The organism is Citrobacter sp. GW821-FHT02E08, assembly GCF_059421685.1.
In genome coordinates, this window is sequence record NZ_JBWKVL010000003.1 from 266537 (window position 1) to 287767 (window position 21231).

At 56.2% G+C, this 21231-nt stretch carries 20 protein-coding genes; 9 read left to right on the forward strand and 11 right to left on the reverse strand.

From position 1 onward, the window contains the following. Positions 1–190: 190 nt before the first annotated feature. The 7 genes from AC07UY_RS05600 to AC07UY_RS05630 are packed head-to-tail and all read left to right on the forward strand — an operon-like array spanning position 191 to position 8543. Entirely contained in the window at positions 191–1666 is a 1476-nt protein-coding gene (locus AC07UY_RS05600) for an MFS transporter (RefSeq protein ID WP_494724430.1), read from the forward strand. Then, positions 1663–3207: an FGGY family carbohydrate kinase gene (locus tag AC07UY_RS05605; RefSeq protein WP_494700838.1), complete on the forward strand. Its 1545-nt coding sequence runs from the start codon at positions 1663–1665 to the stop codon at positions 3205–3207. Before AC07UY_RS05600 ends, AC07UY_RS05605 begins: the two co-directional genes overlap by 4 nt. Then, on the forward strand, positions 3204–4883 hold the full coding sequence (locus AC07UY_RS05610; RefSeq protein ID WP_494700837.1) for a glycerol-3-phosphate dehydrogenase/oxidase: 1680 nt from the start codon (positions 3204–3206) through the stop codon (positions 4881–4883). The genes AC07UY_RS05605 and AC07UY_RS05610 overlap by 4 nt, the downstream gene beginning before the upstream one ends. After that, positions 4880–6436 carry an FAD-binding oxidoreductase gene (locus tag AC07UY_RS05615; protein WP_494700836.1) on the forward strand — a complete coding sequence of 519 codons (1557 nt, stop codon included), beginning with the start codon at positions 4880–4882 and terminating at the stop codon, positions 6434–6436. The genes AC07UY_RS05610 and AC07UY_RS05615 overlap by 4 nt, the downstream gene beginning before the upstream one ends. Further along, positions 6436–7011 carry a glycerol-3-phosphate responsive antiterminator gene (locus AC07UY_RS05620; protein ID WP_203359673.1) on the forward strand — a complete coding sequence of 192 codons (576 nt, stop codon included), beginning with the start codon at positions 6436–6438 and terminating at the stop codon, positions 7009–7011. Before AC07UY_RS05615 ends, AC07UY_RS05620 begins: the two co-directional genes overlap by 1 nt. 17 nt (positions 7012–7028) lie before the next feature. Next, a complete protein-coding gene (locus tag AC07UY_RS05625; protein WP_494700835.1) occupies positions 7029–7343 on the forward strand; it encodes a putative quinol monooxygenase in 315 nt (104 codons plus the stop codon). A gap of 33 nt (positions 7344–7376) precedes the next feature. Beyond that, positions 7377–8543 carry an iron-containing alcohol dehydrogenase gene (locus tag AC07UY_RS05630; protein ID WP_494700834.1) on the forward strand — a complete coding sequence of 389 codons (1167 nt, stop codon included), beginning with the start codon at positions 7377–7379 and terminating at the stop codon, positions 8541–8543. A 40-nt stretch (positions 8544–8583) separates the two neighbouring features. Here AC07UY_RS05630 and nikR read toward each other — a convergent pair whose 3' ends face one another. The 8 genes from nikR to AC07UY_RS05670 form a co-directional block, all read right to left on the reverse strand. Next, positions 8584–8985: a nickel-responsive transcriptional regulator NikR gene (nikR, locus tag AC07UY_RS05635; RefSeq protein WP_203359676.1), complete on the reverse strand. Its 402-nt coding sequence runs from the start codon at positions 8983–8985 to the stop codon at positions 8584–8586. A 15-nt stretch (positions 8986–9000) separates the two neighbouring features. Next, a complete protein-coding gene (nikE, locus tag AC07UY_RS05640) occupies positions 9001–9798 on the reverse strand; it encodes a nickel import ATP-binding protein NikE (RefSeq protein WP_494700833.1) in 798 nt (265 codons plus the stop codon). Next, positions 9795–10559 carry a nickel import ATP-binding protein NikD gene (gene nikD / locus AC07UY_RS05645; protein ID WP_494659693.1) on the reverse strand — a complete coding sequence of 255 codons (765 nt, stop codon included), beginning with the start codon at positions 10557–10559 and terminating at the stop codon, positions 9795–9797. Before nikD ends, nikE begins: the two co-directional genes overlap by 4 nt. Then, a complete protein-coding gene (gene nikC, locus AC07UY_RS05650) occupies positions 10559–11392 on the reverse strand; it encodes a nickel ABC transporter permease subunit NikC (protein ID WP_494659694.1) in 834 nt (277 codons plus the stop codon). The genes nikD and nikC overlap by 1 nt, the downstream gene beginning before the upstream one ends. Continuing rightward, positions 11389–12333 (reverse strand): nickel ABC transporter permease subunit NikB, encoded by a 945-nt coding sequence (gene nikB, locus AC07UY_RS05655; protein WP_276293581.1) that lies wholly within the window; start codon positions 12331–12333, stop codon positions 11389–11391. Before nikB ends, nikC begins: the two co-directional genes overlap by 4 nt. Further along, entirely contained in the window at positions 12333–13907 is a 1575-nt protein-coding gene (nikA, locus tag AC07UY_RS05660) for a nickel ABC transporter substrate-binding protein (protein ID WP_494700908.1), read from the reverse strand. Before nikA ends, nikB begins: the two co-directional genes overlap by 1 nt. Positions 13908–14086: 179 nt before the next feature. Further along, positions 14087–14674, reverse strand: coding sequence for a 4'-phosphopantetheinyl transferase AcpT (gene acpT, locus AC07UY_RS05665; RefSeq protein WP_494659695.1), 588 nt, complete (start codon positions 14672–14674; stop codon positions 14087–14089). Between the two features lie 54 nt (positions 14675–14728). Then, positions 14729–15778 (reverse strand): AI-2E family transporter, encoded by a 1050-nt coding sequence (locus AC07UY_RS05670; protein ID WP_494659696.1) that lies wholly within the window; start codon positions 15776–15778, stop codon positions 14729–14731. A gap of 91 nt (positions 15779–15869) precedes the next feature. Between AC07UY_RS05670 and AC07UY_RS05675 the strand changes: the two genes are divergently transcribed. Further along, positions 15870–17129 carry an MFS transporter gene (locus tag AC07UY_RS05675; protein ID WP_494659697.1) on the forward strand — a complete coding sequence of 420 codons (1260 nt, stop codon included), beginning with the start codon at positions 15870–15872 and terminating at the stop codon, positions 17127–17129. 3 nt (positions 17130–17132) lie between these two features. On the opposite strand, the gene AC07UY_RS05680 is transcribed toward AC07UY_RS05675, so the two are convergent. Beyond that, on the reverse strand, positions 17133–17690 hold the full coding sequence (locus tag AC07UY_RS05680; protein ID WP_192614221.1) for a DcrB family lipoprotein: 558 nt from the start codon (positions 17688–17690) through the stop codon (positions 17133–17135). Between the two features lie 72 nt (positions 17691–17762). Next, entirely contained in the window at positions 17763–18428 is a 666-nt protein-coding gene (locus tag AC07UY_RS05685; RefSeq protein ID WP_192614222.1) for a 7-cyano-7-deazaguanine/7-aminomethyl-7-deazaguanine transporter, read from the reverse strand. A 234-nt stretch (positions 18429–18662) separates the two neighbouring features. Between AC07UY_RS05685 and tusA the strand changes: the two genes are divergently transcribed. Then, positions 18663–18908 (forward strand): sulfurtransferase TusA, encoded by a 246-nt coding sequence (gene tusA / locus AC07UY_RS05690; RefSeq protein ID WP_494700832.1) that lies wholly within the window; start codon positions 18663–18665, stop codon positions 18906–18908. A 103-nt stretch (positions 18909–19011) separates the two neighbouring features. Here the strand turns inward: tusA and zntA are convergent, their stop codons facing one another. Then, positions 19012–21213, reverse strand: a complete 2202-nt coding sequence (gene zntA, locus AC07UY_RS05695) for a Zn(II)/Cd(II)/Pb(II) translocating P-type ATPase ZntA (RefSeq protein WP_494700831.1) — start codon at positions 21211–21213, stop codon at positions 19012–19014. Between the last annotated feature and the right edge of the window lie 18 nt (positions 21214–21231).

A 21231-nucleotide genomic window follows, 5' to 3' on the forward strand; every position in this document is an offset into this window, starting at 1 on the left:
ATTAACAATTGTGCTACATATCACAAAATAACGTTCCAGCTGAAAAGTCGCTTTGACACGCTTTTCCTTCCCTTCTAGAGTGAAACTTACAGATTTTAGATAAGAGACTATCTGTGCTATTAAGATGGTCTCTTATTGCTTTTTTTTAGCTATTGGCGACCTTCTTCCTAATATTATGAAGGGGAACGCCATGTCCGCATGCTCATTCTCACATCCTGTAAAAATCCGTGGTGTTGATGATGTTATTAATTTCATCGATGCCAGGACGAATATTTCCGGCAGAGCCAGTGTTATTTGGTGGTTAGCATTAGGTGGCCTTTTTCTTGATGCGTTTTCAAATTCAGCGCTCAGTGCTGGATTAAACCCAATGACGCGTAATTTAAATCTCAGTGCAACGGAAGTCGCGCTGTTGACCTCTTTTTCATCGTGGGTTGCTATCTTATTTAATCCGATTGGCGGCTGGATTGCCGATCGCTGGGGTCGGGTTCCTCCGTTGATCATCGCCAAGCTGATGGCTGTTATCGGTGCGCTGCTGGTGATGTTCTCCGCTGATTTTGGCACGATAATACTGGGGCGCTTCTTCGTTGGCGTCTCGTATGGGATGGATTTTGCCGTCGCGATGGCGATGCTGGCCGAGTTCACCCCCGCGAAGCTCAAGAGCCGATTAAACACCTGGCAAGGGGTCTGGTATGTCGCCGTGTGTTTAAATCTGGCACTGGCCTTAATGTTTTATTCATGGAATGTCGGTGATGCTATCTGGCGTTATTCTATTGCCGTAACCGCATTATGTGGATTAATTATCCTGTTTTTCCAGTTCCGCTATTTGGTTGAAAGTCCGATATGGTTAGCAAGAAAATCACGCCTTTCTGAAGCAACGGTAGCCATGAATAAAATATACGGTGATCAATTTATTCTGGCGCCAAAGGCAGAACAAAAACCTGTTATTGGGCAGGCGCAGAAAGGTGTTAAAAATGTTCTGCTGATTTTTCGTGGTGTTTATTTACCCCGTACAATTCTGGCCTCTACGGTACAAGTGTGCCAGTCGATACAATATTTTGGTGTCGGCTGGTATTTACCCGTGATCAGCGCGGCGATGTTTGGTAAAAACTTTGTCTACGCAACTTTATGTTCACTATTTTTTAACGTGTTCGGGATTGTCGGAGGATTTCTGTCGCCCGTGATTGGCCGTCGTCTTGGTTTGCGCCGGGCCTCTGCAATGGGTTTCGCCGTCGCGTTCCTCGTCCTGCTCACGCTGGGGCTATTCAGTGACAGCATGCCGCTGTGGGCCTCTTTGTTGGTACCCGCGTTATTTATCCTTTGCCACTCGGGTGGTCCCGGCGCGAACGGGAAGAGCCTGTCATCGCTGTCGTTTCGTAGCGAATTACGCGCTGGCGCAAACGGTGTGGTCGGGGCTCTGGGGGCCATCGGCGCGGCGCTGGGGCTGTTTATCTTCCCCGTATTCCGCGAGCTGTATGGCCTGCAAACGACGTTCTTAATCATGTCGGTCGTTCCCCTTTTTGCCAGTGTCGTCTGCTTTGTCATCCAGTGGGACCCAACGCGTACGGCGATTCAACCGGATAACGAGCCAGGCGCGCCGCAATTTGAATCGCGCACCTCCCCTTATCCTGAGTCAATGGCACCGGAGTCCAGCAGGAGCTCTAAATGACAGAATATAAAGATGTAATTTTGGCGATTGATGAGGGAACGTCGGGCACGCGTGCTGCGGTAGTCACCCAGAACAGTCAGGTTCACTGCCTGGAATATCAAACGCTGCAGGTGAGTAGCCCACGGCATGGCGTTGTTGAACAAGACGCTGATGAAATTCTGTGCGCTACCGTTGACGTTTGTCGCAAAGCGATTGCCAGCGCGCAACAGCAGAATATGCGTATCGTGGCGCTGGCGATTGCTACCCAGCGTTCAACGGCGGTGCTCTGGGACTCGCAAACAGGAAAAGCGCTAACCCCTGCGATGGTCTGGCAAGATTCGCGTTTTACGGATGTTCTTGCCGAACTGGCCCCGGAGTGGGATGCGAAACTGATCCCGCAGATTGGCCGCCCGGTAGGAATTCGTTCACCTTATCTGTGGGCAGCGCACCATATTGCGAATACGCCCGCAGTGGCGAAGGCGCATCAGGCGGGAACATTAGTTTTTGGCACTGTCGACAGCTGGCTGCTGTGGCATCTGGCGGAAGAAAAAAAATGCGTCACGACGCCAACCAATGCGACGTCGGCAGGCGCTTATCGTCTCAAAGACCACCAGTACCACGCTGAATGGCTCCAGACCCTTAATTTTCCTGCTTTATTGCTGCCTGAACTCCGTGACGATGCCGATAACTTTGGCGCAACGAGTCAAAAAATTCTGGGCATTCACGTTCCTATTCTTGCCTGCGCGGGCGATCAGTTTGCCGGTGCGATTGGGCTCGGCTGCACAGAGCGTGGACACGCTTTCTGTATGCATGGCACCGGCAGTTTCGTCGATCTGATGGTGGGGCCGCAGGTTCCGGCGCTGAACCCTGTCTGTGAGAGTACGCTCACGATGACCGCGCGCCGTCAGAAGGGACTTTCGCATTACTCCGTCGAAACCTTTGTGCCAACCACCGGTTCGGCGCTGAATTGGGTGTGCGAAAAGCTGCACTGGTTTGACTCGCCGGAACAGATCAGCGAGCTGGCGTCGCAGGTGACAGACTCCGGCGGCGTCAGTTTCATTCCGGCGTTAACCGGGCTGCGGGTGCCGCATCTCCAGCCGCAGGCGCGCGCATCGCTTAACGGCATCTCTATTTCCACGACACGTTCGCAGGTGGCGTACGCCGTCCTGGAAGGCATCGCGCATTCGGTAGCGGCCTGTATGCGGGCCAATGAAGCGGCGACCGGGATCGCGGTAAAAGAACTGGTGGTCGGGGGCGGTCTCTCCAACAGCGACACATTGCTGCAAATTCAGGCCGACCTGAGCGGAGTTCCTGTTCGCCGGATGGCGGAAACTGCAAGGGCCAGTCTTCGCGGCGCTGCCTTTTTGGCAGGCTCTGCCGGCCTGCTGTGGGATTCGCTGTCCGATGCCTGCGCCACGCTAAAAACGGCTCAACTGTTTGAACCCCGCATTGACGATCGCTGCCGTGAACAGAAGCTCGCCCAGTGGGAGTCCCGCATTGTGCTCGAAATGGAGACGGCTTCCCGTCACACCTCTGCTACTCAGGAGTCCACCCGCTCATGAAGTTTTTCCCCTCGCGAAAACCAAATAAATCCCGCAGTGAAATGTACGGCGCACAACCGCTACGCCTTCACCGCGCTGAACAACTGGGCATGCTGGAGAGCGATACCTTCGACATTCTGATTGTTGGCGGTGGCGTGACCGGCGCTTATGCCGCGCTCGATGCCAGTTTGCGCGGCTATCGGGTGGCGCTGGTCGAAAAGAGCGACTTTGCCTCCGGCACGTCGTCGAAGTCATCAAAAATGGTCCACGGCGGGTTGCGCTATATCGAACAAGGGAACCTGGGATTGGTTCGCCATTCTCTCCTTGAACGCCAGCGTATGCGCCGAAATGCGCGCCACCTGGTGCAACGGCTTCCATTTTTGTTTCCCGTGCTCGACAAAAACGGCGTCTTTGATAAGCGGCTGTCTTCGGCGTTCGAAAGTCTGCTCTGGACCTACGATTTTGCAGGCGGATGGCGTGAAGGCATCCTGCATCAAAAATTAACGCCAGCGGAGGTGCTTTCGCACTGCCCGACGCTGAAAGAGGAGCAGTTGTCCGGCGGGTTTATGTATTTCGATGCCCGCGTGGACGATGCCAGGCTGACGCTCGCGTTGATCCGCACGGCGGCTTTTCATGGCGCGGTGGTGACTAATCATGCCGAGGTGATCGCCACCACGCACGACCCGCATGGCAAGGTGAACGGGGCCATGATACATGCCGATAGCCGGGAGATTCATGTCAAGGCGCGGGTGGTCATTATGGCTACCGGCGTCTGGCTGCGCGACTGGAGTGGGCTGAAGAAAGGCGAGGCGTCGCCGCTGCATATCCGTCCTGCAAAGGGAGTTCACGTCGCGATTCCGTGGATGAAGATTCGTAACGACTGCACGGTGACGATTCCGGTCGCCGGGCGCAGTCGCCGCGCCACCATTACGCGCTGGGGCAACGTTTCTTATCTGGGAACGACAGATGAAGATTACCAGGGCGATCTCAATGATGTGCACTGCAATCGTTCTGAACTGGACTTTCTGTTAGAGGGGGCAAATTCGGCGCTGAAAACAGATCTTCGCCCCGAGGATGTGGTGGGGAGTATTGCCGGTTGTCGCCCTCTGGTCGGCACGGCTGGCGGGAAGACGGTGGAGATGAAACGTAACCATGAAATTACCGTCGCTCCGGATGGGCTGATCACGATTGTTGGCGGCAAGCTCACCACATCGCGTCATATGGCGGAAGAGACGATTGATGTGGCCAGCAAAATCCTGGGGCGTAAAAAAGCCTGTTCAACGAAAACGGCGTACCTGTTAGGGGCGGCGGGGTACGACTCGCAGGCCATTCTGGCGTCCGGCGGGCTTTCCGCACATTTGGGCGAGCGCTATGGCACGGAGGCCCATTTCGTGAGCGACATTATCCAGAGCGATCCCCGCTTGCTCACTCCTATCGTTGAAGGGCTTCCGTATACCGAAGCTGAGGTGGTGTATGCCGTGCGTCACGAGCTTGCCAGTACTGTGGATGATGTGCTGTCGCGCCGAATTCGCGCGCGCTTAATGGCCCGGGATGCGTCGGCCAACGCCGCCGGGCGTGTCGGTGAAATTCTGCAAAAAGAACTCAAGCTGCAACCGGAACAGGTCGCAGAACAGGTCGCCAGCTATCGGGCGGCAATTAAACATGAAAAATCCGAACTGATGGGGACATCTGAATGATCAGCAAAGAAGCGATAAAACGAGGCTATAACCGGGGCAATTACACTGTTGGCGCACATACGCGTCCGGGATGGGCAACCGAAATCGACAGCAGCAACGGCGCAAAAGGGATGCAGATTGATCCCATCGTCATGAGCGAGGCGGTCATTGACCGGCTGAGGGTGATTGCCGATGAGGTGATGACGGCAGAGGCTGATGTCATCACCTGGACCCGCGACTGGTGGGCGGGCTCCATGATTGCGGAAACGCAAGGCGCGCCCGCCACGCCAAAAGGGGCGATTGTTCGCGTCTCTACGGTGGAACAGATCCAGGACGTGATGCGCCTTGCGAGCGAATCTGCTATTCCGGTCACGGTGTCGGCAGGGCGTAGTAATGTCACGGGGGCGGCTCTGCCGTTGCGCGGCGGGATCGTGCTGGATGTGTGTGAACTCAATAAATTGATCGGTTTTGATCAAGAGAGCCAGATTGTTGAGGTCGAAGCGGGCATGTTTGGCGATATTTTCGAGCAAACGATCCAACAAGAGTATGGCATGACCCTTGGACACTGGCCGTCATCCTTCGGGATCAGCACCGTCGGGGGATGGGCGGCTTGTCGCGGCGCAGGCCAGCTCTCCACGCGCTACGGCAAAATCGAAGATATGGTGTTTGGTATGGATGTCGTGCTCGCGGATGGACGCTTAATCACCGTCGGCGGTTATGCGCGAAGTGCGACGGGGCCGGATTTACAACAGATGTTTATCGGTTCGGAAGGCACGCTGGGCGTGATTGTCCGCCTGCGTTTGAAACTGCACCGCCTGCCTGATTATGGCCGTGCAATTGCCTGGGGTTTCTCCAGTTTCGCCAGCGGGTTAGACGCCTGTCGCGAAATCCTACAGCATGGCGCGAACCCTGCCGCGCTTCGCCTGTACGATAATCTGGAAAGCGGCGTGCAGTTTGGCCTGCCTGACACCAATGTCCTGTTAATTGCAGATGAAGGCGAACCGGAAATTGTTGATGCCGTGCTGGCGATCAGCGAGCGCGTTTGCCAGCGTAGCGGGCAAAAACTCGATGGCGATACGCTGTTCGAGCGTTGGCTGGACACCCGGTATCTGACCGGAAAAAGTGCCGAAGGCTTCAAGAAAAGCCCAGGGCTGGTGGCGGATACGCTGGAGATGGTCGGCCCCTGGCGCGATCTCAGTATCGTCTATGATGATGTGCTGGCGGCGATTAACGCGGTACCGGGGACACTGGCCGGTTCTGCACACCAGTCCCACGCTTATGTCGATGGCGCCTGTCTCTATTTTTCATTGCGTGGGGACGTGGCCGTCGAACAGCGTGCCGCCTGGTACCGTGCGGCGTGGGATGCGGCGAATGCCGTATTAATTAAACACAACACGTCACTCAGCCATCACCATGGCGTGGGACTGCTTCGCTCACCTTATATGCAGGCATCGTTGGGCGAAACGCTCACCGTTCTGGCTGATATTAAGAAAGCGCTCGATCCGCAAAATATCCTTAATCCGGGAAAACTGGGGTTGAGCGCCACACTTTCACCCCTTCAGGCAGGTGAGTAATGATCAAAAATCTTGGCGCGCTTCTGGCGCGCCAACCCGTCATCATGGCGATATACGGTATTGAGCAGTTGAAAACCGCGCTCTCCAGTACAGCAGAAGTGTGCATCATCGCCAATATTGACCTCATTAAGCTGCAACCGGTCATCGAAGTGCTCTCGAAGGCGGGGAAGTACGTCATCGTGAATATCGACAGTTGCAACGGCTTGTCGCAGGACAAAGGCGGCATCGATTATGTCGCTGAAACCGGCGCGATGGGGCTGCTCTCAACGCGTTTGCAAACGGTGCAACGGGCGAAGAAATGCGGGCTGGTCACGATGCAAAAAATCTTTGTGACTGACCGCTCTGCATGGTCACGAAGTCTGCATGCGGTTGAGCAAAGCGAACCTGATTATGTGCAACTGATGCCGGCGCAGATGTTGCCGCTCCTGTCACAAACCGATCGCAATGTACTGCCGCCGATAGTGGCCTCCGGGTTTGTATCTAATGAAGAACATGCCCGAACCGCCTTACAACACGGCGCTGTCGCTGTTTCAAGCAGTGACAGCGCGTTGTGGAATCTGAATATTCAACGTTAGAAAAGCGGGAGTCAGGAATGGGGAACACGCATCTACAGGTGATAGCCTGGTATTTTGTCCGTGAATCAATGGGCGATAAGGTTGATGAGGCGCTCAGGGCGCTTGCTGACGCAACACGTCAGGAACCTGAAAACCTCTCGTATGAATTTTTCCGCTCGACGGAAGACCGCGATCGCTTTGTCATTCTGGAAACCTACCGCAGCGCCGACGGCCTTGAACTTCACCGACAAACGGACCACTTCCAACGGATTGGCGTTGGGGTCATCACGCCACTTCTGCTGCGTAAAGAGGTGAAAAGTTTTCTCGTCAATACCGACGATCCGCGAGGTTAAAAAGCGCACATTGTGCAAGCAAGGAATACCTGAATGAATAATGTCATTAAGCCTTTTGAATTTGCGACCGTGGCGGAAATCATTGTTGAGTGGGCGGGCGCGGCGCGACTCGGAGAGATACTGCAAACGCGCTTGCGTGCCCGCAATGCGCTGTTAGTGACCGATCCCGGCCTGGTGAAAGCGGGGGTTCTCCCCCCAGTTCTGTTTAGCCTGCGGGAAGCTGGTTTTCAGGTCACCCTTTATGACCAGGTTCAGGCCGATCCTCAGGAGTGTATTGTCCGCAAGGCGACGCGTGTGGCGCGGGAGCATCACTGCGACATGGTGATTGGCCTGGGCGGCGGCTCCTCCCTGGATGTGGCTAAACTGGCGGCCGTATTAATCCCCTCAGAACAAGAAGTACAGGATCTGTATGGCATTGGGAAAGTGAGCGGGCAGCGTCTGCCGCTGGTGCAGATCCCGACCACCGCAGGTACCGGTTCTGAGGTCACCAATATTGCGATTCTCACCACCGGTGAAAACAGCAAAATGGGGGTTGTCGACAGACAACTCTATTGCGATCTGGTGCTTCTTGATGCGCAACTGACGCTGGGTTTACCCCGCGTTCATACGGCTGCCGCGGGAATCGATGCCATGGTGCACGCCATTGAAGCGTATACCGGAAAGCACAAGAAAAACCCGATTTCGGATGCGCTTGCCCGTGAGGCGTTATGCTTGATAAGCCGCCATCTGGTCACCGCGTGCCATGACGGACAAAACCGTGAAGCGAGGGAGAGTGTCCTGCTGGGTGCGTTGCTGGCGGGTCAGGCTTTTGCGAACTCGCCCGTTGCCGCCGTGCATGCCTTAGCCTATCCGCTGGGCGGGCGGCATCACATCCCTCACGGCCTCTCGAATGCGCTCATGTTGGTTCCTGTGCTGCGGTTTAATGCTGTGGTGGCGGCGCCGCTCTACGCGGAACTGGCCGCGGTGGTTGGGGCCGGAGGAACCGGTAATGTCGAACAAGATGCGCAGGCGTTTATCGACGAGATGCAACGGATTATCGTGGCAAGCGGCGCGCCGCAGCGGCTTCGTGATGTCGATATTCAGCAGGGGGATCTGCCTGTGCTGGCGCATGACGCGATGCAGCAAACTCGCTTACTGGTGAATAATCCGCGGAAACTGAGTGAAGCTGACGCTCTGCAGCTTTATCAGCAGGCATTCTGAGACGAAAATACGCCCGACGATTCACCTGTCGGGCGGGATATCACTCTTCCTTCGGCAGACACTGCAAATGACCGTGACGCACGCCGCGCTGGGCGATGACGTCATCAGCAAAATGTTGGACGTCGCCCATGTCGCCTTTCAGGACGGCAATCTCCAGACAGTCATCGTGATTGATGTGCACATGCAAGGTGGCGACGGACAAATCGTGGTGGTGGTGCTGCGTGGAGACAATGCGGCTGGCTAAATCGCGCTTCTCGTGCTCATAAACGTATGAAAGCACTGCGAAACCCTGGGTGCCGTGCTCTTGTGTCGTCTCCTGCGACAACGCGCCGCGCAGAATATCGCGGATCGCTTCCGAGCGGTTATTGTAGCCACGGCGCTGACTCAGGCTGTCCAGCGTTTCCAGTAAATCGTCATCGAGGGTGATGGTGACACGTTGCATCTGAGTTAAACCTTATTATTTCCGGCTGCGGCGCACGGGGAATGCGGGAAGTACCGCATTTTGTAGCACACGTCCGGCGTCCGTGGAAAACGTTAATGCGTCGCCCACATCCTGCGTCTCCACAATTTTGCCGTCTTCCATCACCATCACGCGATGGCAAAAGCGTTCTACCAGACGTAAATCGTGCGTGATAAACAGACAGGCGGTGCCGAACTGCTGCTGCAATTTTTTGAGCAAGCGGATCACGCCCGCCTGCAACACCAGGTCGAGGTTAGAGACCGCCTCATCAAGAATCAGCAGTTTGGGTTCAACCGTCAGTGCCCGCGCCAGGCACACGCGCTGGAGCTGTCCGCCGCTGAGCTGCGGCGGCTGCTTGTCGAGTACGCTGTCGTCCAGATCCACCGCGTTGAGCATTTCACTGGCGCGGGCCATTTGCTCAGACTTGTTCAGCGACAGCAGATGACGCATCGGTTCGCGCAGGATCTCACGGACGGTTTTGCGCGGATTTACCGCGCTGATGGAGTCCTGAAACACCATCTGAATATCACGGCGAAACGCTTTTTGCGCCGCACGGTTAAGCTGGGATAACGGTTTTCCCTGCCAGCACACCTCACCCTGCGTCGGGGATTCTAAACCGACCAGCAGACGCGCGAGGGTGCTTTTGCCACAGCCGCTACGGCCAAGCAGTGCCACGGTTTCACCCTTTTTCAGGTGCAATGACACCTCTTTCAACACCGCCTGATGCTGATGTTTGCCGCTCAGGTTTGAGTGCGCATACTGGTGCGAAAGGTCAGAGACGGTGAGTAATGTCATGATGCCAGCTCCATACCGTACAGGGCGAGATGCGCCGACACCAGATTACGAGTGATGTTGTGCTTTGGTGCGTTGAACACGGTTTCGACGTCGCCCTGTTCCACGATATTCCCGTTGTCCATGACCGCCACATCGTCCGCCAGCCGCGCGACGACGCCCATATCATGGGTGACCAGCAGCATACCGGGCGCCCGGCGTTGCATAATGCTCTCCAGCAGGTCGAGAATGCGCGCCTGCGCGACAACGTCCAGGTCAGTGGTCGGTTCGTCGGCGACGATAAACGGCGCGTCGCACAGCACCGCCATCGCGATCATCATGCGTTGTAACATCCCGCCGCTCATCTCGAACGGATACAGTTTCAGGACGCGCTCCGCGTTCTCAAGCCCCACGGCCTCCAGCGTCTGGATAAGCGTGGCGTCGTCAGCGGGTTTACCTAATGCCAGACAGGTTTCCCGCGCGTGGGTCGCCATGGTGTGCAGCGGATTAAACGCGCTACGTGGGTTTTGCATAATGGTAGCGATTTTGACGCCGCGCAGGTCGCAGGGGGAAATTGGTTTACCATCCGCCAGCAGGGAGCCCGCCGTTTGACGTACACCCGGAGGCAGAATACCCAGCGCCGCCGCGCAGGTCAGCGATTTTCCGCTGCCGCTGCCGCCTACCAGCGCCAGTACCCGCCCGCGTTTGAGCGACAGTGAAACGCCATGCACCAGCGGTCTGTCCGCTGCCAGGGTAATATTCTGTAATTCAATCTGTTGCGGCATCAGTGAGCATGCTCCGTGTCCAGATGGGGATCGAGATGATCGCGCAGTGCGTCACCCACCAGGTTAAAGGCCATCACGCTGATAAACAGCGCCAGACCCGGCCAGAACATTTGTAATGGCTGAGTCCAGATATACTGGCGGGCATCGTTAATCATCACGCCCCATTCCGGGGTTGGCGCGGTGACGCCGAGGCCGAGGAATGACATCCCGGCAACGTGCAGCATCATGTGGCCAATATCCAGCGTCGCCAGCACCAGCAAAGAGGGGATCACCGCCCCGGCCAGATGGTCGACAAACACCCGTACATGACCGGCACCGGAAAGGCGCGATGCGAGCACAAATTCGCGCTGGCGCAAAGAGATGACCAGACTGCGCACCATGCGTGCGTACCATGCCCAGTGTGAAAGCGCGATGGCAATGATGACGTTGGTCAGTCCCGTCCCCAACACGCCCACCATAAAAAAGGAGAGGATCGAGGTAGGGAAGGTCATAAACATATCCGCGATGCGCATGGTGATTTGATCAACACGACCGCCGATCAGCCCGGCGCTGCCGCCAACGGCAAGCCCCAGCGCCAGCACTAGCAGCAGGCAGGCCATCACCGAACCCAGCGAGACCCGCGTTGCCGCCAGCAGACGAGAAAAAATATCACGACCCAGATGGTCGGTGCCCAGCCAGTGCTGGCTATCCGGGGAGAGCAGACGCGACGATAAATTAATGGCCTGCGGATCGTACGGCAGCCACCACTGGCTGGTGAGCGCAATTATCGCCAGCAGGGCGATAATGATCATTGCCAGGCGCACCGACCAGCGCGAAGAGAGGAAAAAGTTCACGAATGCGCTCCTTCATGGCGGCGAATGCGCGGGTCCAGCGCAGCGTTCAGTAAATCCACAATCAGATTACAGACGACAAAAACCACCACCATCATCAGTGTAAAGCACTGAATAACGGGGTAGTCCCGGTTAAAAATCGCCGAAACCGCATAGCGCCCGACCCCAGGCCAGGCAAAGATGTTTTCGATAATCATGGTGCCGCCAATCAGCTCGCCAATGTGCATGCCCACCGCCGTAATCATCGGCAGCGACGCGTTACGCAGAATATGACGACGTTCCGTTTGTTTCTCGTTCAGACCGCGCAGACGCGCCCAGGTGACGTGCCGTTGTCCGGCGACCTCGAGCATGCTGGCGCGCAGCAGACGGGCGTTGATTGCCAGCGACATAAAGGCTATCGACACGGCAGGCAAAACGATGTGCTGCCAGCCGCCGTAACCCATCGCGGGTAGCCATTGCAAATAGACGGAGAAGAACATCACCAGCAGAAAGGCGAGCCAGAAGTTAGGCATCGATACGCCGAGAAAGGCGATGAAACGCACGGCAAAATCTGGCAGACGGTCGCGGTGACGCGCCGCCCAGATGCCGAGCGGTACGGAGGTGAGCAGGATCAACACCAGCGCTGCGCCCGCCAGTTGCAGTGTGGCGGGCAGGAAGTTGAGTACGTCATCCAGCACCGGACGCTGAGTGGCGAACGAGATGCCGAAATCCAGATGCAGCGCTTTCCACAGCCAGGTTCCGTACTGGACGGCCAGCGGCTGATCCAGTCCCAGCATGACCCGCGTAGAGGCGACCATTTCCGGCGTCGGCGGCAGGTTAGAGAGACGCAAATAGTCGAGTGCCGGGTCGCCAGTACCCAGGCGCAGCATCAAAAAGATAATCACCGAGGCGGCGAAAACCATCGGGATCAGCAGCAGAATACGCCGCAAAACATAACGTAACATCAGGGTTTCACCGCGCTTATCTGTTCAAATGGGATTTCAGTGGCGATAGGGGCATAAGGGATGGTTCCCAGCGCCGGTTTCGCGACCACCATCATGGAGATGTAGCTGATCGGGAGATAGACCGCGTCGTTGTGCAGGCGGGTCAGAATGTCGCGGTACAACGCCTGGCGCTTGTTCTCGTCAGTGGTGGAAAGCACCTCGCCAATCTCTTTATCGATCAGCGGTTTGTCTGGCAGTCCTTGCTGTGCCTGAAAATCAGCATGCGAGGGAACGCGCATTGAACTCATAAAGGCATGCGGATCGTACGGCGCGCCCCAGGTGCGGTTGAAAACCATCCCGAAGCGCCCGTCGCGCTGGCGGGCGTAAATACTGCTCTCTTCTTCGCCGACCAGTGCCACATCGACGCCAACCTGACGCATATCAGCCTGAATGATTTCGGCCATCGATTTGCTCAGCGCATCGGTGCCGATAAACGACAGTTCAATGCGCAGCGGCTGGCCGTTTTTCTCGCGGATCTCTTTCCCTGCGGGCAGAACCCAACCGGCTTTTTCCAGCAGGGATTTGGCCTGCTGCGGGTCATATTCGCGTGGTTTCAGACCAATGTCGGCGTAAGGCACAGAGGGCGAAAACAGCGTATTTGCCACCTGTTGTGTGCCGTACAGCGCATTGTCGATGAGAGATTTTTTGTTCACGGCATGATTCAGCGCTTCGCGTACCGCCAGCTCGTTGGTGGGGGCTTTAGCGGAGTTGAGCGCCAGCATCACGGTTTCAATCGGTTGTGAAAGCTGGGTGTGGTAAGCCGGTGTCTGGCTAAACCGGGCGAACGTGTCGAGGGGCAGCAATCCTTCGTTACCGTAAAGCAGATCGATATCACCGGTTTCAAAGGCCACGGCGCGAGTGGTCGGGTCCGGGATCACCTTGACGGTGATCTGCCGAATCTGGGGTTTTTCTCCCCAGTAATGGTCGTTACGTACCAGCACGTCGTATTGATTGAGCTTCGATTCTTTGAGTATCCACGGACCCGTGCCGATGGGCGCTTTAATACCGTTCATCGTTTCGTTGTTTTTAAATTGCGATGGGGCGATAAAGCGGAAAGGACGCGGCAGGGCAAGTTCCTGCAAGAAGGGGTAGTACGCGCTTTTCAGCGTGATTTGCAGCTCGGTTTTGCTTAACGCTTTGACGTCGGTTATCTGATTGGTCAACTCCAGCCAACTGTGGCGTTGGCGGTTATCTAATACCGTGCGGAAATTCTCCGCCGCAGCGTGTGCATCAAAGATTTCACCATTCGAGAATCTGACGTCATCGCGCAGGGTAAACACCCAGGTTTTGCCGTCTGCCGAGTGGGTCCAGCTTTTTGCCAGCCACGGTTTCACGGAACCGTCTGCCTGATATTTCACCAACGGTTCATACACCATGCTCTGGGCGAACATTTGATTAGGCGTGTAAAGATGTGGGTTGAGTGGCCCCACATTTACCGGCCATGCGGTGGTTATCTCGTCAGGTGCGGCGGCGTGTGCGAGGAATGACGCACAGGCCAGCAGCGCAAATACAGTGCGGCGCAATCTGGTCAAAATGGTGGTCCCGATTGATGAATAGAAGTACGACTAATTGGGTATGACGATTCTAGGGATTCATCATACTTTTGACGTGTTCTGGATCAATAGATGGGCAACCAGAAGGGAAAAGTACACAAAAATCGTAGAGTAAATAGGGAGAAACGGGCGCGGGATGCCCGTGTTTCTCAGGCGTTGTGTCAGGCAACCGCGTCCAGTCGCTGTACTGATGCGGCGGTTACCTGAAACGGTGTAGGGGTGCATACGGCCAGGCTCAGTGCGTCAAGCTGGCAGTGGCTGACCGACAAGGCAGAAGCGAGTGTGCTGTCGACGCTGACGATTTGCCAGGCGGTGCCGCCGCGCTGTTTCACCATCGCTTCTTTACGCGTCCAGATGCGCCAGAACGCGGCCAGTTGCTGGTCCGGATGCTCTGCTTCCATCTCGGCATGTTCTCCGAGACTGAATACCGCATTCGCCAGCGCCCGCCAGTTATGGTGCGGGCGGATGATTTCGAGATCGCAACCCACCTCGCCTTCATCACTCAGCAGCAAAACGATGTCATCGCCGCTGTGGCTCAGGTTGAACCACAGCGGGGTCTGGGCTGAAAACGCCGGTTTTCCCTGTTCGCCGTAAACAATCTCGGGCAAGGGTGAAAGCGCGTGGGATAGCAGCACACGACCCGCCAGCCAGCGGGCACGACGCTTGCCTTGTGGGGCTTGAGCGTACAGCGAAGGCGGTAACGCGCCTTTGCTCAGAGTCGACACTTTTCCCAGAACGATCCGGTACATATCAGGACCAACGTTTAATAATAATGGAATTTACACAGTGTATCATTTGTCATCTTATCCCGGTAATCGACTCTTGGGCCGTCCAGGCCCCAGTAATATCGCCAGTTTGCTGCCGCCTTTGGTGGTTTCCATCCAAATTTTGCACACGCTGGTTAAGGGAACAGAAAGTAACATACCTACCGGACCTAATAACCATCCCCATACCAGTAATGAGAGGAATACCACGAGAGTGGACATTCCCAGGCGATGCCCCATGATGCGCGGTTCCAGGATATTACCAATAACCATATGGACCACTAAAAAGAGCGCCCCCACCAGGATGCATTCATAAAACCCGTTAAATAACAGCGCCTGGATCATCGGCGGCACCGCAGAAATAACGGAACCAATATTGGGGACATAGTTCAGCAGGAAGGCCAGCACGCCCCACATGAGTGCGAACTGAATCCCCATTAGCGCAAGCCCCAGCCAGATAATGGCGCCGGTCCATAAACTCAGCAGCGTTTTCAGCGCCAGATAGTGTGAGACGCCTTTTAACGCCCGATGCAGACCGGCAATGTGGATCTGCGGATTGTTCAGCGCAAAACGCAGTTTGTAGGGGACGTGGCGGACTTCAAACAGCATGAACACGACGGTCATCACCAGCAGAATAATGCTGGCCATCGCGCCTGACAGCCCGGTCATCAACGCCGTGGTGAAGGTCATCAGCTTGTCAGAATCAATGCGTTGCAGCATACGCTCCGGCGACAAATGGAGATTGAGAAACGGCACCATCTCTTGCAGATGCAGGAGTTTGCGCGTCAGCTCTTTGTTGTATTTCGGCAGCATAGCAATGAACTCATTCACCGAGGAGGCCAGCACGCCGATCACCGCAGTGAGAACGATGAGCATCACCACGACCACCAGTGTAATCGCCAGCGGACGATGCAAACCCCGACGGATGAACCAGGTGACCAGCGGGTTCAGAACAATGGCGAAAAAGAGCGCCAACAGGAGTTGCACAATGATATCCGCTGCGGCATGAATACCGGCCAGAATGACCACTAACGCTGCCAGTTTTAGCAGAATGTGCAAACCCGTTTTGTCAGGCTGAGGGGTCGTCATGTCTACGTCCTTCTTGTGTTCCGTTTGCTAAGTGTAGCGGCTGGCTTGCTGCTGCTAATCTGAATCTTGCTGCTGATTTTCGTGGCCGGGCATGATAGAAATGAAACACTGTTGTAAGAACGTGGTGGATCCCATGCCAGAACCCGTCGCTGAACCGGCGCTCAATGGATTACGTCTTAATCTACGCATCGTCTCGGTTGTCATGTTTAACTTCGCCAGCTATCTGACCATCGGCCTGCCGCTCGCGGTACTGCCTGGCTATGTTCATGATGTGATGGGATTTAGCGCCTTCTGGGCGGGACTGGTCATCAGTCTGCAATACTTTGCGACCCTCCTGAGTCGGCCCCATGCCGGACGTTTTGCCGATCTCCTGGGACCGAAAAAAATCGTGGTATTCGGTCTGTGCGGCTGTTTTTTAAGTGGCCTGAGTTATTTTTTGGCAGGCGTCACCAGCGGTTGGCCGATAGCGAGCTTACTGCTGTTGTGTCTGGGACGGCTGATCTTAGGTATCGGCCAAAGCTTTGCGGGCACTGGCTCCACGCTGTGGGGCGTAGGGGTAGTGGGATCGTTGCACATTGGGCGGGTGATTTCGTGGAACGGGATTGTCACCTATGGGGCAATGGCGATGGGGGCGCCGCTCGGTGTGCTGTTCTACGCCTGGGGAGGTTTGCAAGGGCTGGCGCTGACGATTATGGGCGTCGCCTTGCTGGCGGTGTTGTTTGCGCTTCCACGTCCAGCAGTGAAAGCCAGTAAAGGCAAACCTTTGCCGTTTCGCGCCGTTCTCGGACGTGTCTGGCTGTACGGCCTGGCCCTGTCGCTGGCGTCTGCCGGATTTGGCGTGATCGCCACCTTCATCACACTGTTTTATGACGCCAAAGGCTGGGATGGTGCGGCATTCGCCCTCACACTGTTTAGCTGTGCGTTTGTCGGCACGCGTCTGTTGTTTCCCAATGGCATCAATCGGATCGGCGGTTTAAATGTGGCGATGATCTGTTTTGCGGTGGAAATCGTCGGGCTGCTGCTGGTGGGGATGGCGGTACTGCCGTGGATGGCGAAAATCGGCGTATTGCTGGCAGGGGCCGGGTTCTCGCTGGTTTTCCCGGCACTGGGCGTGGTGGCGGTGAAAGCGGTGCCGCAACAAAATCAGGGTGCAGCGTTGGCAACCTATACGGTGTTTATGGATTTATCGTTGGGCGTCACCGGGCCACTGGCCGGGCTGGTTATGACATGGGCGGGTGTGCCGGTTATCTATCTGGCGGCGGCGGGACTGGTGGCGGTTGCGTTTTTGTTGACCTGGCGGTTAAAAAAACGGCCCCCGGCAACAATGCAGGAGGCCGTATCATCGTCTTAACCGTTACTGAATGACCAGCGTGTTAATGATGTTTTCAGCGGCAGTTTGCGCTTTTTGCTGATCGTCTGCAGGCAGTGTGATCTGCATGGTCAGCAGTTGGTCGCCCACTTTACCCAGCACGACGGAAGAGTAAGCGGTCTGGCCTTTCGCCGAGATAATGCTGTCTAACTGCTGGAACGTGTGGCCCTTCAGCTCGATAGATTTGTTGGTCACGACCTGCAATTGCGGGTCGCGGCTACGCTGTTGCTCTTCCAGACGTTTCGCCAGCACGGCCAGCTCTTCTTTGGTGTCGTCGCCCACAATCACAATGACGGCTTTCTGGCCAGTGGCGTCAGAATAGACGTGCATATTGTTGGCCTGAGTCCCCAGCTTGCCGCTCTGATCGGTCATCTCTGCCGGCAGTGAGAAACTGAGTTTGCCATCCATCAGGCTGACAGGTTGTCCGGTTGCGTTACTTTCCGCTGTGGCACCCTCTGCCGGAGCTTTCGTATCGCTGTTATCACAGGCCGCAAGCCCCATAACCAGCAGGCCAATACCGACATATTTAACCAGATTGCGCATTGACTTCTTCCTTTCGATAAACGGCCATAACGGCTCATTCACCCATCTTATCACAACTCGGAAAATGAACCTTTAACTCGTCTGCAATGCCGAGATTTCAGATTTATCTGCCAGCCTTTTCAGCAACATATTCAGCAATACGCCATACATCGGCAGGAAGAAAACAAGGCTGATCAGCACCTTGAATGCGTAGTCGACGAGGGCGATTTCCATCCAGTGCTCGGCCATAAACGCGTCCGGGCTACGCCAGAAAGCGATAAAGAAGAAGGCGAGCGTATCACTGACGTTACCAAACAGCGTCGATGCTGTCGGCGCCAGCCACCAGCGACGATTCTGGCGCAGGCGATTAAAGACATGCACATCCAGAATCTGCCCCAGCGCGTAAGCCATAAAACTGGCGGCGGCAATACGGGCGACAAACAGGTTGAAGTGCAACAGCGCGCCAAATCCCTGCCAGGAGCCCATATAGAACAGCGACGAGATGACATAGGAGATCAGCAGCGCCGGGATCATTACGGCAAAGATGATTCGACGTGCCAGCGGCGCGCCAAAAATACGCACGGTCAGATCGGTGGCGAGAAAAATAAAGGGAAAGCTGAACGCGCCCCACGTGGTGTGGAAACCAAAAATGGAAACCGGGAGCTGCACCAGATAGTTACTGGAGGTGATCACCAGCAAATGGAATAGCGATAGCCAGAACAACGCGTTTACGCGCTGCGTTTGAGAGAACTGCGTCATATTGTACCTTTTTAATTAAATTGGGGTGAGGGAACCCATTTCGTGCGACACGCTATTTTACTGGCCCCAATCAAAGGGCTGCGCCAATAACGCGTCTTAACATTTTCAAGCCGCCGCATGATACTGCTTTAACTACGCAATGCAATGGTTGTTTTTCACGCAATCGTTAACCTGATTGGCTTACTCGCAAACTGGGGGTAAACTACCGCCGTTTTTTGCGTAAATGAGACGATAATGACCGATCTGCTTTCTACCCCCGACCATACGCTTGATGCTCAGGGACTGCGCTGCCCGGAACCCGTGATGATGGTGCGTAAAACGGTACGCAACATGCAGACAGGTGAAACGCTGTTGATTGTCGCCGACGATCCGGCAACGACCCGCGATATTCCTGGTTTTTGTACCTTTATGGAACATGAACTGTTAGCGAAAGAGACGGAATCACTGCCGTATCGCTATTTGCTCCGTAAAGGACAGTAAGCGGTGCCGGATGGCGCTTACGCTTATCCGGCCTACAAAGAATAATACTCCACGTGCAGCCCGTAGGCCGGATAAGGCAACGCCGCCATCCGGCACAAACACATTAGCCTTTTCGCAACAGCCGCAGTGCGTTCGCCGTCACCAGCACCGTCGCCCCCGTATCAGCCAGCACCGCCAGCCAAAGGCCGGTTATTCCCAGCAGCGTGGTGACGAGGAAAATCCCTTTTAATCCCAGCGCAATGGCGATGTTCTGCCGAATATTGGCGTGGGTCGCGCGCGCCAGTTGAATCATCTGCACCAGGCCGCGCAGGCGGTTATGGGTCAGGGCGGCATCGGCGGTTTCCAGCGCGACGTCCGTACCGCTTCCCATCGCGATACCGATCGTGGCCGCTTTCATGGCGGGGGCGTCGTTAATACCGTCGCCAACCATCGCCAGCGGCGACTGCTGGTTAAGGGCAGAGACGGCCTTGACCTTATCTTCTGGCAGTAGCCCGGCTTTAAATTCCAGCCCAAGTTCACTGGCGATGGCGGCCGCGGCACGCGGGTTATCGCCGGTCAGGATCACGCCATTCACCCCTAACGTTTTGAGCTCGCTAACGGCGGTGTGGGCATCCTCACGCAACGTATCCTGTAGCGCAATCACGCCAAGTACCGTCTCGTTACGCAGCACCAGAACCACCGTTTGTCCGGCGTTTTCCAGCTCGCCGATCTGCCCGGCAAAGGCGTCGGCAGGTTGTTTACCCGCCGCACAAATCAGTACGCGCTCACCGTTGACCAGCGCTTCAATGCCGGAGCCGACCAGTGCTCGTTGAGACTGCGCGGAGGGAATACTCAGTTTGCGCGTTTGGGCTTCAGCGACGATGGCCTGCGCCAGCGGGTGCGTCGCCCCTTGTTCCACCGCCGCCGCCAGCGCCAGCAGGTCAGACTCGCTGATTTCTGCTGCCGGATGGATAGCCGTAACACGGGGTTTCCCGACGGTCAGCGTACCGGTTTTATCAAAGGCGACATGAGTGACTCTGCCCAGTTGTTCCAGCGCCGCTCCCCCTTTGATCAACGCGCCACGGCGTGCCGCCGCGGCCAGTCCGGAGGTAATGGCGGCGGGTGTTGAGATAACCAGCGCACACGGGCAGCCAATCAGCAGCAGCGTTAGACCTTTATAAATCCACTCCTGCCACGAGGCGGCGAACAGCAACGGCGGCACAAGGGCGACCAGCAGCGCGATGGCCATGATCGCCGGGGTATAAATTCGGCTGAAGCGATCGATAAAACGTTCGATTGGCGCACGGCGTTCCTCGGCCTCTTCAATCAGCTTCAGAATGCGGTCAATCGCACTGGCGCCCGGTTCAGAAAGCACTTCGAGCGTAACAAGACGGTCAACGCTGGTAGCGCCCGCGGGCACTTTTTCGCCTGTTGCCCGTTCAACCGGGATGGATTCACCTGTCAGCGCGCTCTCATCAAAACTGGCGAAACCGGAAACCAATTTACCGTCGGCAGGCAAGCGGCCACCGGCGGCAACTTCAATCGTATCCCCCGGTTGCAGGGTAGCGATCGCCACCTCTTCACGCTGTCCGTTACGGATGCGCGTGGCGGTTTCTGGTTTGAGTGCCATCAGCGCGCTGACCCCTTTACGGGCGCGGCTGGCAGCCCAACCTTCCAGGCGCTCGCCAATCAGGAACAGCAGCAGCACCATTGCCGCCTCTGCGGTTGCGCCAATAAACAGCGCGCCAATGGCGGCGACACTCATCAGCGTTTCAATGGCGAAGTAGCTGCCGGTTTTCATCAGGCGCAGCGCCTGGAGGGCAATCGGGTAGAGACCGACCAGCGTGGTGGCGATAAACGCGAACTGACCAAAAGGATGGTTGAACTGCTCCAGCCCCCAGCTGATAGCCATCATGATGATTAGCGTAATCAACGGCAGGTTTTCTTTAAACCGGGACTCAGGGGCGTCTTCCGGTGCCTGTTCGTCGCGCAGGGTGTAGCCCGCGTTTTGGACGGCGCGTTCAATTTGCTGACGCAGATCGGGGTCTGCGTCGACCACCAGTTTTTCCGTCGCGAAGAGAACCTGAACCTGATTGACGCCGCTCACCTGGCGTACCGCATTCTCAACTTTTCGCGCGCAGGCGGCGCAATCCATACCCGCGACTTTCCAGGTATAACGGGTGCCTTCAATAGCGTCGGAAACAAGGGGGGCAGGGGTGCTACACGTCCCTTCACAGCAGCAGTCATCTGCCTTCTGTGGCGCGGGAGCAAGGGTAAAGGATGAAAATTGTGGTGCCTTTTTGCCATCAGTTTCGGGTGTCGACATGGCATCCTCCGGTCGATG